The sequence below is a fragment of the uncultured Methylophaga sp. genome, assembly GCF_947259025.1.
In the GTDB taxonomy this organism is placed as follows: Bacteria; Pseudomonadota; Gammaproteobacteria; order Nitrosococcales; family Methylophagaceae; genus Methylophaga.
This window is the reverse complement of record NZ_CAMYKO010000007.1, coordinates 149,645-163,628: the sequence shown is the minus strand read 5'-3', so window position 1 is coordinate 163,628 and position 13,984 is coordinate 149,645. Positions and strand designations below refer to the sequence as shown.

The window sequence follows — 13,984 nt, the reverse complement described above, 5'->3', positions numbered from 1 at the left end:
ATCAACTTAGCTGGTCAGAAAGTGCGTCAGAATATCCGCCAGTTCATGCGGCTGGAACTTGGACACATAAGCATCAGCCCCCACGCCGCGCCCCATCGCCTGATTGGCCTGCGCGGTCAGGGAAGAGTGCATGATGACGGGTAAATGCGCTAAACGGGGATCTGCCTTGATCTTCTGAGTCAATACATAGCCGTCCATTTCCGGCATTTCAATATCGGTCAACACAGCCTGGATTTCACTGGTGATATCCCGGCCTTCCTGCTCGCATTGATTCGCGGTTTTCTGCAGCAGCTTCCAGGCTTCGGCGCCATTGACTACACCTGTATGTTGTACCCCCATGACATCTAAAGTTTTCTTAATCTGCTTGCGGGCAATATTTGAGTCGTCGGCGAACACTATCCTGAAATTATCATCGAGTGTTTTAATGCCATCAAATACCGACTCATCGTAGAACTCACCGGCATCAGCCAGCACTTTTTCCACATCCATGATCATCACCAAGCGGTCATCATTGAGTTCGGCTACCGCAGTAACCAGCCCGCCCAATCGTTTGGAGATCAGCGGAGGCGGTTCTTTGACCTGCTCCCAGTTCAAACGCTGTATGGTATCCACCGAACTCACCAGAAAGCCCTGCACATGGGTGTTGTACTCGGTGATCATCAAAATATTGGGTTCATCATTGGAGTTGAGTTTGCAGAATTTCTGCAGATTGATAATCGGCACCATATCACCGCGCAGGCTGACAAACCCCTCTATACCATCCGGCATTTCCGGCGCAGTGGTAATTTCAGGAATGTTCAGCACTTCACGTACTTTGAAAACGTTAATACCGAACAACTCGTTGCGGCCGGTGTCGTCACTGGTGCCCAGGTTGAATAGCAGCACTTCCAGGTGATTGGTGCCTGCCAGCTTGGTACGCTCGTCAATGGAATCGATGAATGTCGCCATAGTCTCTCTCGCTAAAAAAGGCCACTGATGTGACGCAGTTATCATAAGGCTTAGCGGACAGGAACATCAATTCTTGAGGCTGGGTTTGAAACTCAGACTTAAGACGCCGGATATTAATTAGAGACAGCAGAGAAAATCCAGTCTGAATGCTGTAACATGATGGCTATGCTTATCAGACAGATAACGCAAGCCTGTTCAGATCGAGCTGAACATTCCTGTGCATACAGCGCATCTTCTCTCAGACCGGAAACAACAGATAAATCGATGTCGGCAGAGAAAATAACTTACAATGATGGATTATTGAGTCTGGCAACGATGTTGCCGATTTGGAAATGGTGCCCAGGGGGAGACTCGAACTCCCACGTACATAAGTACACTAGCACCTGAAGCTAGCGCGTCTACCAATTCCGCCACCTGGGCTGAAGAAGGCGCAAAGATTACAGAGTGAATTAGAAACTGTCAATGACAAATAACAAGAAAAACGATCCCAACTTCGAACGCGAAGCCGAAAAGTACGACAACCCCATCCCCAGCAGAGAGTTTATCCTCTCGATTTTAAAGCAAAATAATGTGCCACTGACGCGCAAAAACATTGCCAAACTGCTGGACCTGAAAGGCGAAGAGCACATTGAAGCATTACGCCGCCGCCTGCGCGCCATGGAGCGTGACGGGCAACTGTTGCGCAACCGCAAAGGCGCTTACGGCATCGTCTCCAAAATGAACCTGGTCAAAGGCCGGGTGATGGGCCACCCCGACGGCTTTGGCTTTCTCATCCCCGATGAAGGCGGTGAAGACCTGTTTTTGGGTGAGCGCGAAATGCGCATGGTGCTGCACGGTGATCGTGCGTTGGCCAGAGTCACCGGTATTGATCGCCGGGGCCGCAAGGAAGGCGCGATTGTGGAAGTGACCCAACGCGCTAACCATCACATAGTGGGTCGTCTGGACGGTGACGGTGGCATTCATTACTTGGTGCCCAATAATCGCCGTATCAGCCAGGATGTGTTGATTCAGCCGGAAGATCTGATTGGCGCCAAAGACAACCAGATTGTCGAAGTCGAAATCACCGAACAGCCCAACCGTCACCGCTCGCCGCTGGGCCGGGTGGTCAATATATTGGGTGACCATATGGCGCCGGGCATGGAAATCGACATTGCCCTGCGTGACTTTGAGCTTCCTCATGAGTGGCCGGAATCCTGCCTGCAGCAGGCGGAAAAATTCGGTGACAGCATTCCGCAGGACGCTATTGAAGGTCGGTTAGATCTGCGTGATATGCCACTGGTCACAATAGATGGTGAAGATGCCCGTGACTTCGATGACGCGGTCTATGCCGAAAAACTGGATAACGGCAACTGGCGCCTATGGGTGGCGATTGCCGATGTCTCCCACTACGTTCAGCCCGGCAGTCCGCTCGATGAGGAGGCCGGCGAACGTGGCACCTCGGTCTACTTCCCCAGCCAGGTTATCCCCATGCTGCCTGAGGCCTTATCCAACGGCTTGTGTTCGCTGAATCCGGAAGTTGAGCGGCTGTGCCTGGTCTGCGAAATGGAAATCGATCAGGACGGTAAAACCGTATCCCACCAGTTCCATGAAGCGGTCATGCATTCCAAGGCGCGTCTGACTTATAACAAAGTCGCTGCCATGCTGGTTGATAAGGATGAAGCACTGCGTGAACAGTATCAGCATGTGCTGCCAGCCGTGGAAACCATGTATGAATTGTTTCAAACCATGCTTAAAGCCCGTGATGAACGCGGTGCGATTGACTTTGAAATGTCGGAAACCCAGTTCCTGTTTGATGACAACCGCAAAATCAAATCCATCGAGCCGCGTGAGCGTAACGATGCCCACCGCCTGATTGAGGAATTCATGATTGCGGCCAATGTCAGTGCCGCCAACTTCCTGCTGGAACACAAACTGCCAGTGCTTTACCGGGTTCATGAAACGCCATCGGAAGAGAAACTGACCGGCTTACGCGAATTTCTGGGTGAACTGGGTCTGTTCCTGGGCGGCGGTGATGATCCGGAACCACGTCATTATGCCTCGCTCCTGGCCACCGCCAGTAAGCGACCGGATGCCCATCTGCTGCAGACCGTGATGCTGCGCAGTATGAAACAGGCCGTTTACAGCCCGGATAATATCGGCCACTTCGGACTGGCATTGGAATCCTATGCCCATTTTACCTCCCCGATACGGCGTTACCCGGATCTGCTGGTGCACCGGGCTATTCGCCATATCATCTCTGGCCGCAAAGCAAATAAATGGCATTACTCCGCTGAAGAGATGGAACAATTGGGTGAACACTGCTCCATGACCAGCCGCCGCGCAGATGAAGCCACGCGCGATGTGGCGGACTGGCTCAAATGCGAATATATGCAGGATCGGGTGGGCGAGACCCACCAGGGCGTGATCAGTGGTGTTACCGGTTTCGGCCTGTTTGTCGAACTCAGCGACATCTACATAGAAGGCCTGGTACACGTGACCTCGCTGAAGAATGATTATTATCAGTTTGATGCCAGTGGTCACCGCCTGACCGGTGAACGCACCCGCAAAGTGTATCGGCTGGGTGACAGCATCACGGTCAAAGTCATGCGCGTGGATCTGGACGAAAAGAAAATCGATCTGGAACAGGTCTGAACACCCTATTCACTGTCGCAGCAAGCGCTGCGGCAGTGATAGTCTCACCTCTCAGCTCAGATTTTCCTTGACCAGAAAAATAAAGACAGTAGAATTACCCTCTTTCTCAAGCACGGGCATCTCAGCCCGCCTGCTGGCAAAATTATGGTGAGTGTAGCTCAGTTGGTAGAGTCCCGGATTGTGATTCCGGTTGTCGTGGGTTCGAGCCCCATCACTCACCCCACTTTTTTGCTATACCCAAATATCTAATGTTGATCCTATAATGTGAACTAATACACATTTTTAAGGATCAAAAATGTCACTTAGCTCGCCACTCTCCGAGCAAATTAATCAGATTCTGTCGCGATTGTCGAACGACATCGAAGGCAACCGTTTGCAACTGCCCTCCCCCCCGGAAAACCTGGTCGCCCTACGCAAACTGTTACAGGAAGATGCAGATAACAACCAGATCGCAGACCTGCTCAGCAAAGAACCCCACGTTTCTGCCCGCCTTATCAAACTGGCGAACTCAGTATTGTTCGGCTCACGAGCGCACGTTTCCAGTGTCAAACTGGCAGTAACGCGACTGGGGCTGCAAAAGGTCAATAACCTGGTTACCGGTTTTGCCATCACTCAGAGCTTTCTGTCACTCAAGATCAAAGGTATTGAAAAAGCACTCAACCGGATCTGGCTCACCAGCGAGCATGTCGCCGGTATCACCAGCACCCTGGCACGGCATTTTTCTACTATCGACCCCGACAAAGCGCTGCTTGCCGGTCAGATTCATAATATCGGTCAGGCCCCTTTGATAATCCACCTGAACACCCTGCCGGAGCTTAATGAGGATACAGAACTCAGGAACAAGGTCATTCACCTGGTCATGCAGCGCATGTCAGCCCGGGTCGGCAGCACCATCCTAAAAAAATGGTCATTCCCGGATGATATGGTCAACCTGCCCTATGTCTCCAGTGCGCCCTTGCAACCGACGCCGCGCGTTAATATCGCCAACCTGGTACAACTGGGCATGTTAATGAAGTCCTGTGACTTTACCTCACCACTTAAAGCCCTGCCGGCCACGCTGCTCGACTCCCCCTCATTCGCCCTGCTCTGGCAGGATGAAGCTGATGCATTGAAGGAACTCAACTTTATTGCTGATGAAATATTAAGCACCCAGCGTTTGCTGCGATCCATGTAGCATCAACAACTTAGCGCCACTGCTTATTTACCGCGCGCGGATGACTTGCAGAGCCCGTCACTCCTCCGTATAATGCGCTTCTTCATTGCCGGTGTAGCTCAGTTGGTAGAGCAGCTGATTTGTAATCAGCGGGTCGTAGGTTCAAGTCCTATCACCGGCTCCAGAACAAATAAAGGGTCATGCAAATGCATGGCCCTTTTTTGTTTTGAATGTAGCCAAATTGTAGACCTTTGCTACTCTCCCCTGGTTGGCCTCCTCCACCGGTGTAGGCCGCCACATGAATTGCGATCTCTCGCCACATGAATTGCGATCTCTCGTTTAATCATCAGTAGACGAAACCAGTCCACGCTTAACCAGACGCTTTAAGAGAATTTTGGCGATTTCATCTGGCTGCATACCTCCAACAGTTGTCTGCTCCACTTCCGTCTTATCAGGATCGCCTAAGTCACCATAAACTCTGACCACGCCACCGACTTCATGATATTCAGTCTCATAGTGCTTCCCAGCCACCTCAACAGATACAAATCCAGACATAACAAACTCCAAAAGGATTATTGGTAATTAATGGTGTATTAAAGCTTCTTTATAAAAGAAGAAAATGCATTTGATTCATCATAACTACCGCCAAGGCGATCAAGAGGCTCTAGGTTTTCTTTAGTGAGAAACTCTCTGGCAGATAGAATCACTTGTCCAGCTTTACCGAGTAAAGAATCCAGCCCTTTCACCCACTTAGCCCATTTCTCCAGGTCTTGATGACTGAGCTGATTTATGTCGACATCTCTCAATAAATTGAGATTGCTTTCAAGCTGAATAACAACCAAGTCCCTGATATCGTTCTCATCATATAAAGCCTCTAGACCAGAAATTTCAGCTATGGGACGTTCAATATAATGAGGTCTTTGAATAGTTACATTTTGAGCTGCCTCAATAGCCTGAACTTCTTGCTCAGTAGCCTGCACGGGAATTATAAGTTGATTATTGCGTGTCTTAATCATGCTAAACAACGCTTTGGATATGGTAGGGAATTTATTCTGCTTAAAAGGGCTAAGCTTTTTGTTGACCCAGTTAGCCCCTTTTTTCTGTTCTTTTAATTCTGAAATTTGTTCTTGAATAGAATCAAGATCAAGCTCTCTTAATGTGGCACGGTTTTCTGAGTCAGTAACAAAACGGTCGAAGCGTTTCGATAGAGTGTTGAATTCAACACCGAAGTAACTGGCACCACATAACTGGCCGATGTTAGTGGCATGGCCATCTTCAGTTGAGACAATATAGCCTTTGTTATGTGGCGAATGACAAGTTGATAAACCACAGCGAATTTTCTCAGTAAAAGTATACTTACCTAGAATCTCCTTTAATTTGTGATCTGATGGATCGAGGTTTTCCACAAAACCAGCTAAGCCTTGAATTTCTTCCCATGAATCAACACGGATTAAGCCTTTCTCGGTATTTAGTGTAATCATCGTTTAAGAATGTCACTCCGTTTTTTGATTGTTACCAATTCCATATTAACAGCTCTTTGGCTTGTTTCTTTTTGTGGTTTCCTCCAACTGTGTAATTGATGTTTAAAGGCTTATTTGAGAGGCCTTTAAAGACCTTTCTAATGGTGTCGTGGTCGTTGATGCTGATGAGCATTTTGCCCTGGATGGTGCTGGCCAGTTCGGCCATGGCTTCGTAGTGTTCCAGGTCGAAGTCCTGGCCGTAGCCGGCGGTCTCGTAGTATGGCGGGTCGAGGTAGAAAAGTGTGCCTGGTCGATCATACTTTTGGATGCAGCGTTGCCAGTCCAGGCTTTCGATGTTGGTTCTGGCCAGGCGCAGATGGGCGGCACTGAGATCCTCCTCGATGCGGAGCAGATTCAGCCTGGGTGGACTGGTGGTAGCGGTGCCGTAGTTCTGGCCGTCGACTTTGCCACCGAAGGCAAGCTTTTGCAGGTAATAGAACCGGGCGGCGCGTTGGATATCGGTGAGGGTCTCCGGGTCTTTGGCCTTTTCCCATTCAAACAGTTGCCTGCTGGATAAGGCCCATTTGAATTGTCTGACGAATTCTTCCAGGTGGTGCTGGACGACGCGGTAAAGGTTGATCAGCTCACCGTTGATGTCGTTCAGGACTTCGACCTTTGAGGGTTCCTTTTTATAAAAGAGCGCTGCCCCACCAGCGAACACTTCGACATAGCAATGATGCTCCGGGAACAGGGGCAGGATATCTTTTGCCAGGCGGGTTTTACCGCCCATCCAGGGAATGATGGGTTTGGCCATGGTTTTCCTCTTCAGCATTGGCACTCGTTGGTGCTTGATTAAGAGGCTCGGTGGCCTTCAGGTTGTTGAGTGTCTTACAGCGTGGACACTTGATTTCGATTTGTACGTATTCGGCTTTGGCCAGTAATCGGCCGCAGCCACCACATCTAACTTCTATCATGTGAGCCTCTTGGGTTTGTGCTAGGCTGGCCCGGCTGCGTCGACGCGGCGGGATGGCCTTGGTTGGCTCACAGGGTATGTGCCTGTGGGTTGACGGCCCGGCGGTGTTGCCGCACTGCCGGGTCGCTGTCTCTTCCTTACTTCAGTATTTGCTCCAGTGACTTATAGGGGCCATCTTCAAACTGGAAACGCCCGAAGAGGCGTACCAGCCCATAGAAAGATAAAGCTTCAACAGCAGCTGGCAGTTGCAGTGACCAGTGCAAACGCTTCACGTCTCGCAGCATGGCTTTGAAAAAGCCACGGTCTGCACTGAGACGATCCTTATCATCGCCACCACGTTGATAGTTAAAATCATGATGCCGGCAACTGGCTTCGAAGAACCAGCCAAATAGCAGGTTAGTGAGCCATTCTGGTAACCAATCGGGGCCGCAGCCGTTACCGAACTCTAATTGCTGTTTAGATGTCAGGTCTGACCAGGTTATTTTTGTATGAGTAGACATCAGCTGTAATCCACCACGATGGCATCAATATCAGCCTTGGTGAGATCCGGCTGCTCCGGGTCTTCGTGCTGGGCTTTGAGAACATAAAGCTGATCCTCAAAGTCCTGCTTTTTGCCGATGGCTGGACCGGCCACTGTTTTGTATGTGGCTGCATTATCAATAATGCGCTGCACCAGTGTTGGTTTATCCACGCTGGCACGCTCTGCCACAATGAAGTCAATCAGTGGCGTCGGTGCAGTGTTATCGGCTTGCCAGGCTAATGCCTCCGGCTCCTGGGTGGGGAAGCTGGCGATTTCTTCAGCCGTATAGAGACTGGTCACAGATGACATGGCGATTTTGAACTTCTGTAGAATTTCAGCCTGTTTTTTTTCCAGTAACTTATCGATAGTAGGCTCAGACACAAATGGTATGCCATCACTATCAAAAGAAATTATTTTGCCTTCAGATTGCCCCTTTAAGAGAAGGCTATGCTGTAAATGAGAAATTTCAACAGCATCATCAGGAATGTTATCACCATGAATTAGGTGGTTATAAAATCCACCAGTTGATTTTGAATAAAACATAACTCAGTAACCTATAGAGATGTAATAACAAGAAGCATCGCTGCCTCCATTGCTACTTTTTAGAGTAAATGTAGAAGTCGTCAGGTCATATGCCGCCGCAGCTTCTTGACCGGTAGAGCCATAGTCGCCAGCAAGTTGTGGGATACAGCAAAAATGTTCATTAGGATATGAGATGGGTAAACTCACTGAAACGGAGGCTCCACTGGTTTTAGAAACCAAGCCCCATTGAAAAATAAGACCGGACATCCAGCTAGGAAATATAACGTAGCCATTGGCTGCCAAAGAGACAGAAAAACCCCATCTGATTTTTTTTGGTGTTACGAAACGAGCATCATCAGTTCCTGTATCAACTTCAGACTGGGTGGCAATTTCTGCTTTTCCCTCGATTGCTTCTGTTGCAGACGGCACTGCATCGTCCGGGTCTATGTCAACGAATAGAGTTGTCCCAGATTTTGATAAGCCCACGGCTACCTTCTCTGATGGCGCTGTTGCCGTGATGGCACCGGCAGTGCTGCCAGACAGGTAATACTTGGTGCCAGCAGTCAGGCCAGAGAACAGGGCCGAACGGCCAAAGGCCTCAACCAGGCTGTTGGTAACATCGGCAAAGCCGACCATCTTTTGCTTGTCGGTGCCGTCGGCAATGGCGCGGTCATAGCGGCTATTGCTGTTGTCCCAGTAGACAGCATCACCATCAGCAACCGCTGGCGAAAAGGTGACATCTTCCAGACGGACAACGTGATTGGTGGCTGATACCAGCTTGACGATAGCTTTCTGCAGCAGATTCAGGTCACCATCGTCAGGAGTGAGACCTGCTGTGGTGATGATTTTGCGCAGGGATTCACCGACCTTATAGAACCAGAACGGGCCTGGGTTAGTGGCTGGAACCCCTGAGCCGGGGTTGCCTTCAGTGGGAAAGCCTGTGGAAGGGCTGCCAGGCGCATCTGGCGGTGAAGCCGCCGCGCCAGATTTATAGTTTCGTGGATCCATCTATTAGCCTCCGTATGCAAAGATGACTTGTGTGTGTGCGGGTTTGAGTCGGTTGATACTGCACTCCAGGCGCTCATTGCCCCAGTTGGCCAGTGGCGTATTCACATCGCTGTTCACCGTGAAATAATCAACCGTGTTTTCTGGCGCATTGACCTGCCAGGCAAACCACCAATCATCGCCATAGATTGGTGTATCAACAGAGTCATTGACACTGTATGGCGTGAACTCGATAATCGTGACTTCATAGCCCAGTGATGCAGCCAGGTCGATAAAGAACTGTCGCGACTGACCACCGGTATTGGTGACCTTGGCATAGAGGGTTTCCAGACGCTGTTCCAGCGTTAAGTCAGAGCCGACACAGGGGTCTGGCAGACCAAATGCTCGCTCCCAGTCCGGCAGCATTTCAAAGGTAGTGCGAGGGTCTGCCTCATCAATCAGGGCATCTTCTCTGGCATCCACTCTGGCGAGTTCTTCGGCCAGCGCATGGAGAAGCCGGCCCAGGTCATTGTTGATAGCATCGACCCAGGCGAGGCCGCGAGGCAGCAGCGACTTCAGCAGACTGAGATATTGCTGTGTTTTCACTGCCATGTGATGGTCCCCATGACTGCCATCTCACCGGTGTTGTGGGTGATATCGGCAACGGGCGTGACCAGCGCGTGATCTGTTTCGCCAGCAGCGATGCTGATAGCTTCGCGGATATGACTTATCAGGATAGTGCCACCCGGTTCGGCTTGACGACGCAGTAGATCTTCAATTTCAGCCTCTACCGCTGCCTGAACCGTGGTGGTGTTGGGCGTCAGCTCGATGGTGAGATCCAGCTCAACCGGTGTGGGTGCCACGACTGTCAGATCTGCCGTTACCGGTCGCACTGTGTCTATGTAGTCCTGGACGGCCTGAACTTCAGCTGCGTCCGGGATAATGCTGGCGTCATCATCACGAACAAAACGCACGGTGACGGTGCCGTCGCCTAACTCTTTAGGAAATACCCAGGCGCGGGTGACACCAGCCACTTCAAGCGCCCAGGCTTCATAGTCCTGTTTAGCACCACCATGAGGGGGTCTTTGAATGCGGGTTAAAACTCTCGCACGCCAGGCTTCCAGTGGTTCGATATCTGCACCGTTGGTCAGGCCGTCCGCATCAACCGTCGCTTGGCCATCGACGCCCGGTATCGTTTCAACTGCTGTCAAAGTGACATCGGCAGATGCATTAGGATTTGCGCCTGCCTCGACTGCAGTCAATGCCAAAGTGGCGGTACCAGCAACGATGGCGGCTTCTTCATCCACTGAATATTCAACGCCATCACTTCGCTGCCATAGGCTGCCTGCCTCGATGACTGAACCATTGGTGCCGGTCACACCGGCATTGCCGATGGCGAACTCTGCAGACTTTCTGGGCACCTTCCAGATTGAAGCCAGGCGCGAGAAATGCTCCCCATCTGCAGTATCCGGCAGGTACTGTTTTGACTTGTATTCCTGGTAGCCATAAAGGCCATGAACAACACCGGCCACAATGCGGCCCAGGATGCCAAACAGTGAGCGACGCAGGCGTGGCTCGGTGCCTGGTGCACGACTGTCGATATCGTTGGTGATTCGTTCATTAAGCTCGGTTAATGAAGGCCGGTTAAACGCCATTTAAAGCCTCCCAAAGGTAATCAAAGTTGACGCTGTCGCCGTCAGGTTTATCCATCGCGATGTCGAGTTTGAGCCAGCCACGGCGGGGATTGCTTGCTGTCACGCTGATACTGCTGGCAATGCCGTCCTCAATCAGCCATTCAAGGGCTTCATAGGCATAATCCTCAGCGCGTCTCAGCACGTTGGTGGTTTGCTTTTCACGGCTTAGCAGCCAGAGCCTGGAGCCGATTTTGTCGTGAGTTTCGCCAGACAAAGCATCAGCCCACCAGCCGCGACGGTCTTGGGATTCATCAGGCAAAGTGTCATCCGAATTAGCCAGACGATCGGTAAACAGTGACAGGGTGACTGCAGTGGTCAGGCTGTTTTCTGGGGTCATTGCCTCGGCATCGATAGCGATGTCGAACTGTGGCAATTTGCCCGGCGCAGTCGTCATTTGCATCACGAAGTCGGTCATCCGCCCATCTCCTGATTCGGTGTGCCGGTGCTGCCACCACTATCGCCTGGATGGTTATGGCCATTGAAGGTGCTACGCATGCCGGCCATGCTCTGGCCAGTGGTGTCTACGTTGTCTGTAATATCGCCGGTGACATCGAGCTGGCCTTCGATACGGAACACCGGCACCTTGGCAGTGATTTGGGTGTTGGCCACCAAGTCCATGAGACCACCTTGTTTCAGGTGAACGAACTGGCCCTGGTCATCATAGAGCGCGACTTCGCCGGGTTTGAGATTGACCTGGCGATAGCGTCTGTCGTCCATCTTGATGCAGACATAACCATTGGTTTTGCCGCCGATGGCCACGACCACACCTTTTGCACCTGGCACTGGTACCGAGGTGATGCCGTAGTCCTGGATACGAGGCACTTCAACCACCTCACCGGACAAGGTTTCGACCTGAACCATCTGAATATCAGCGGCATCATTGACGCGATTTAAAGTGCAAACCCGGAGCACTTGCTGCAGGCCACGGCGCAAAGGTGATAGAACGCGATTCAGCTTTCTCACCACAGGCCTCCTTCATCACCCGGTTCCGGTAACTCCTGGAGTGCATAGGCTTCTGGCAGCGCGAGTGATAGCTCTGCTCGCAGGCCTTTGTCATCGACGATATAAGTGACGGCCACAATCAACAGATCACGCTGGATATTGAGATAGTGGTCTTTTACCGGTACCAGGACATTCGGCTCCAGCAGCTGACCGTTCAGATACCAGCTATGAACAGTGTAGTTAACGCTCTGGCTTTTAGCTGCAGCGACATTGCGGTGCCAGACGGCACGGTCTTTACAGCCAGCGATATCGAGACCATCTTCAGCCAGGATCACTTTTGGCCGATATCGGCTGACGCCGGCATCATTCACTGTATGAGAGACTGAAGTGGTGCTTTCTGTGAAAGCGCTCTCCGCTCCGGCCTGGCCTTTGACTGTGTAACGGCTAAAGCGATCACGGAGTGAACGTCGTCCAGAACCCTGCTTGATATTGACACCCAGCTCCAGCTGGCCAGACAGACGTTTTTGACCGGCTCTGCCGATGACCAGGCCACCCTGACCATCAGACATCAGCAAGACACCCCGGATCCGCGCAGCTGACTCGATGACATCAAACACGGTCTCGCCTTCATCAGACTTCATCCGCTGGAAGGCTTTGCTGACATCGGAAGTGGCGCGAACGGAAATGCCGAAAGGCTTGCACAGATCCTGTGCACCTCTCAACAAGTCTCGGCCAGCCCACTGGAATGATGGCGCGCTGCAGTCAACCAGGTCACCGGTGATGTCGCGGCCCTGGACCTCGATGCCATGGCTTTGCTCATCATAGGAAGTCGTAGCTTCATCCACATAGCCAGTGATGACTGTCTGGCCATCGATGCTGACCGAACAGGCAGCGCCTTCCTTTATAGGTCTCGGTGCCGCATCGTCAGACCAGCGGTCAGTGAGTCCGAGGGTAAACTCATTGGCAATCTGGGTGATGGCTCGCTGGATCCGGACTTCTTTCCAGCCATACCAGTTTTGGCCTGATACATTCAGTGCGACATTATGCATTGAGCACCTCCAATGCATTGCCGCCGCGAATAAAGCCGGGATGGCTGATATTGTTTCTGGCCACGATGTCCTGGTCACGCAGTGCGTTCTGATAAAGCGTGTGGGCAATGACCAATGCCGGCAGTGTCGCATTGGGTGTGTAGTTTCTGACCTGTTTGAGCTTGGCAGCGCGATCAGTCAGATCACGTACCATCTCGGAGCGAAGGCTCTGCAGTGCGATGTAGGTGTCATCATCTGCAGTCAACATTTCGGTATCGAGATCGTCAGCCAGTTCATCACGAATCGAGATCGCCTCTTGCTGAGAATCGTAGTTCTGTTGACTGGATAAGCGCGTGGCTTCAACCAGGGAAACGCGACGCACCAGGTTAACGACGGCGGCTTGATTTTTAGCCTGCTGGATCCGGCTGGGTGTTGTGGTCGGTACCGGCAGTAAATCAGCACCGAAACCGGAGAGGCTTCGATACTGAGTCATGCCTGTGAGAGAGGACATGGCACTGACTAATCGGCTGCTAATTTGCGACGGCAGTGTCACATAATCACTAATCACATCGGTCACAAGCGAGACATTGGCCAGTGTTTGATCAAGTTTGCCTAACACTGTCCGGGATGAATCAGTCACCCAGCCCGGCAAGCCCTCGGTGGCATACTCAGACTCAAAGTTCTGCTGAACAATACCCAGCGCATTATCTGAACTGGCGGCAACTTTCTGCCGGGTGTCGATGGTGGCCAGCGGTCGTGGTTCTTCACCGGCCTCGACAAAGACCATCGAAAACTGTGCCCAGCCACCTTCTCTGTTGGACTCACGAACACGCGGCTCGCCCAGCACCTGAACACGGAGCTGGCCATAATATCGATGCACCAGCGTGCCAGGGCCATGCTTCTCCAGCGCCTCGATGAGCTTGTCACGCTGAGCCATGTAATCAGGGCCGATGACATAGGCCTCGATATTGTAGGTCCGGGCCTTGCGACCCAGATCTTCAACATAGGGCTTATCACGGAGCGGGAACTCATGCAGCTGAGCGCGGCGACCAAAGGACATATCATGCGAAGCGACTTTGAATTCAACGCCACGGAATGAGGCTGGCTGTAGTTGGTCTCTCCAGCTCAT

General features: G+C 51.7%; 16 protein-coding genes and 3 tRNA genes. 4 read left to right on the top strand and 15 right to left on the bottom strand.

All coding sequences use genetic code 11. The features are described from left to right. Positions 1-6: 6 nt before the first annotated feature. Both Q0X64_RS12775 and Q0X64_RS12770 read right to left on the bottom strand, forming a co-directional pair. Positions 7-948, bottom strand: coding sequence for a chemotaxis protein (locus Q0X64_RS12775; RefSeq protein WP_297813796.1), 942 nt, complete (start codon positions 946-948; stop codon positions 7-9). Positions 949-1,281: 333 nt separating this feature from the next. Then, positions 1,282-1,368: transfer RNA gene (locus Q0X64_RS12770), tRNA-Leu, on the bottom strand. A 42-nt stretch (positions 1,369-1,410) separates the two neighbouring features. Between Q0X64_RS12770 and rnr the strand changes: the two genes are divergently transcribed. From rnr to Q0X64_RS12750, 4 genes are all read left to right on the top strand, one after another. Continuing rightward, positions 1,411-3,579, top strand: a complete 2,169-nt coding sequence (gene rnr / locus Q0X64_RS12765) for a ribonuclease R (protein WP_297813792.1) — start codon at positions 1,411-1,413, stop codon at positions 3,577-3,579. A gap of 147 nt (positions 3,580-3,726) precedes the next feature. Next, positions 3,727-3,802: transfer RNA gene (locus Q0X64_RS12760), tRNA-His, on the top strand. Between the two features lie 72 nt (positions 3,803-3,874). Beyond that, complete coding sequence (locus tag Q0X64_RS12755; RefSeq protein WP_297813789.1) at positions 3,875-4,753, top strand: HDOD domain-containing protein; 879 nt, start codon at positions 3,875-3,877, stop codon at positions 4,751-4,753. Positions 4,754-4,840: 87 nt separating this feature from the next. Continuing rightward, positions 4,841-4,916, top strand: a tRNA-Thr gene (locus tag Q0X64_RS12750). 155 nt (positions 4,917-5,071) lie between these two features. Here Q0X64_RS12750 and Q0X64_RS12745 read toward each other — a convergent pair. The 13 genes from Q0X64_RS12745 to Q0X64_RS12685 all read right to left on the bottom strand — a co-directional run bounded on the left by Q0X64_RS12745 (position 5,072) and on the right by Q0X64_RS12685 (position 13,984). Beyond that, on the bottom strand, positions 5,072-5,287 hold the full coding sequence (locus tag Q0X64_RS12745) for a hypothetical protein (RefSeq protein ID WP_297813786.1): 216 nt from the start codon (positions 5,285-5,287) through the stop codon (positions 5,072-5,074). A gap of 38 nt (positions 5,288-5,325) precedes the next feature. Further along, positions 5,326-6,213 (bottom strand): hypothetical protein, encoded by an 888-nt coding sequence (locus Q0X64_RS12740; protein ID WP_297813784.1) that lies wholly within the window; start codon positions 6,211-6,213, stop codon positions 5,326-5,328. Positions 6,214-6,244: 31 nt separating this feature from the next. Next, a complete protein-coding gene (locus Q0X64_RS12735) occupies positions 6,245-7,006 on the bottom strand; it encodes a DNA adenine methylase (RefSeq protein WP_297813781.1) in 762 nt (253 codons plus the stop codon). Continuing rightward, positions 6,972-7,166, bottom strand: a complete 195-nt coding sequence (locus Q0X64_RS12730; protein ID WP_297813778.1) for a Com family DNA-binding transcriptional regulator — start codon at positions 7,164-7,166, stop codon at positions 6,972-6,974. Before Q0X64_RS12730 ends, Q0X64_RS12735 begins: the two co-directional genes overlap by 35 nt. Positions 7,167-7,302: 136 nt before the next feature. Beyond that, the gene (locus Q0X64_RS12725; RefSeq protein ID WP_297813775.1) at positions 7,303-7,665 is read right to left on the bottom strand and encodes a hypothetical protein; all 363 of its coding nucleotides are present in this window, start codon (positions 7,663-7,665) and stop codon (positions 7,303-7,305) included. After that, positions 7,665-8,066 (bottom strand): hypothetical protein, encoded by a 402-nt coding sequence (locus Q0X64_RS12720; RefSeq protein ID WP_297813772.1) that lies wholly within the window; start codon positions 8,064-8,066, stop codon positions 7,665-7,667. The genes Q0X64_RS12725 and Q0X64_RS12720 overlap by 1 nt, the downstream gene beginning before the upstream one ends. A 165-nt stretch (positions 8,067-8,231) precedes the next feature. After that, positions 8,232-9,215: a hypothetical protein gene (locus tag Q0X64_RS12715; RefSeq protein ID WP_297813769.1), complete on the bottom strand. Its 984-nt coding sequence runs from the start codon at positions 9,213-9,215 to the stop codon at positions 8,232-8,234. A 3-nt stretch (positions 9,216-9,218) separates the two neighbouring features. Continuing rightward, positions 9,219-9,803, bottom strand: a complete 585-nt coding sequence (locus Q0X64_RS12710) for a putative phage tail protein (RefSeq protein WP_297813766.1) — start codon at positions 9,801-9,803, stop codon at positions 9,219-9,221. Then, positions 9,794-10,846, bottom strand: coding sequence for a baseplate J/gp47 family protein (locus tag Q0X64_RS12705; RefSeq protein ID WP_297813763.1), 1,053 nt, complete (start codon positions 10,844-10,846; stop codon positions 9,794-9,796). Before Q0X64_RS12705 ends, Q0X64_RS12710 begins: the two co-directional genes overlap by 10 nt. After that, positions 10,836-11,300 carry a phage GP46 family protein gene (locus tag Q0X64_RS12700; protein WP_297813760.1) on the bottom strand — a complete coding sequence of 155 codons (465 nt, stop codon included), beginning with the start codon at positions 11,298-11,300 and terminating at the stop codon, positions 10,836-10,838. The genes Q0X64_RS12705 and Q0X64_RS12700 overlap by 11 nt, the downstream gene beginning before the upstream one ends. Then, positions 11,297-11,848, bottom strand: a complete 552-nt coding sequence (locus tag Q0X64_RS12695) for a phage baseplate assembly protein V (RefSeq protein ID WP_297813757.1) — start codon at positions 11,846-11,848, stop codon at positions 11,297-11,299. The genes Q0X64_RS12700 and Q0X64_RS12695 overlap by 4 nt, the downstream gene beginning before the upstream one ends. Next, positions 11,845-12,876 carry a phage baseplate assembly protein gene (locus Q0X64_RS12690; protein WP_297813754.1) on the bottom strand — a complete coding sequence of 344 codons (1,032 nt, stop codon included), beginning with the start codon at positions 12,874-12,876 and terminating at the stop codon, positions 11,845-11,847. The genes Q0X64_RS12695 and Q0X64_RS12690 overlap by 4 nt, the downstream gene beginning before the upstream one ends. Then, complete coding sequence (locus Q0X64_RS12685; protein ID WP_297813751.1) at positions 12,869-13,984, bottom strand: DNA circularization N-terminal domain-containing protein; 1,116 nt, start codon at positions 13,982-13,984, stop codon at positions 12,869-12,871. Before Q0X64_RS12685 ends, Q0X64_RS12690 begins: the two co-directional genes overlap by 8 nt.

What these genes read in the sequence shown, in the direction of transcription:
- Q0X64_RS12710 (WP_297813766.1), bottom strand. Translation starts at nt 9,803, where the DNA reads ATGGCAGTGAAAACACAGCAATATCTCAGTCTGCTGAAGTCGCTGCTG.
- Q0X64_RS12730 (WP_297813778.1), bottom strand. Translation starts at nt 7,166, where the DNA reads ATGATAGAAGTTAGATGTGGTGGCTGCGGCCGATTACTGGCCAAAGCC.
- rnr (WP_297813792.1), top strand. Translation starts at nt 1,411, where the DNA reads ATGACAAATAACAAGAAAAACGATCCCAACTTCGAACGCGAAGCCGAA.
- Q0X64_RS12755 (WP_297813789.1), top strand. Translation starts at nt 3,875, where the DNA reads ATGTCACTTAGCTCGCCACTCTCCGAGCAAATTAATCAGATTCTGTCG.
- Q0X64_RS12725 (WP_297813775.1), bottom strand. Translation starts at nt 7,665, where the DNA reads ATGTCTACTCATACAAAAATAACCTGGTCAGACCTGACATCTAAACAG.
- Q0X64_RS12735 (WP_297813781.1), bottom strand. Translation starts at nt 7,006, where the DNA reads ATGGCCAAACCCATCATTCCCTGGATGGGCGGTAAAACCCGCCTGGCA.
- Q0X64_RS12745 (WP_297813786.1), bottom strand. Translation starts at nt 5,287, where the DNA reads ATGTCTGGATTTGTATCTGTTGAGGTGGCTGGGAAGCACTATGAGACT.
- Q0X64_RS12700 (WP_297813760.1), bottom strand. Translation starts at nt 11,300, where the DNA reads ATGACCGACTTCGTGATGCAAATGACGACTGCGCCGGGCAAATTGCCA.
- Q0X64_RS12705 (WP_297813763.1), bottom strand. Translation starts at nt 10,846, where the DNA reads ATGGCGTTTAACCGGCCTTCATTAACCGAGCTTAATGAACGAATCACC.
- Q0X64_RS12740 (WP_297813784.1), bottom strand. Translation starts at nt 6,213, where the DNA reads ATGATTACACTAAATACCGAGAAAGGCTTAATCCGTGTTGATTCATGG.
- Q0X64_RS12715 (WP_297813769.1), bottom strand. Translation starts at nt 9,215, where the DNA reads ATGGATCCACGAAACTATAAATCTGGCGCGGCGGCTTCACCGCCAGAT.
- Q0X64_RS12775 (WP_297813796.1), bottom strand. Translation starts at nt 948, where the DNA reads ATGGCGACATTCATCGATTCCATTGACGAGCGTACCAAGCTGGCAGGC.
- Q0X64_RS12690 (WP_297813754.1), bottom strand. Translation starts at nt 12,876, where the DNA reads ATGCATAATGTCGCACTGAATGTATCAGGCCAAAACTGGTATGGCTGG.
- Q0X64_RS12685 (WP_297813751.1), bottom strand. Translation starts at nt 13,984, where the DNA reads ATGAGCTGGAGAGACCAACTACAGCCAGCCTCATTCCGTGGCGTTGAA.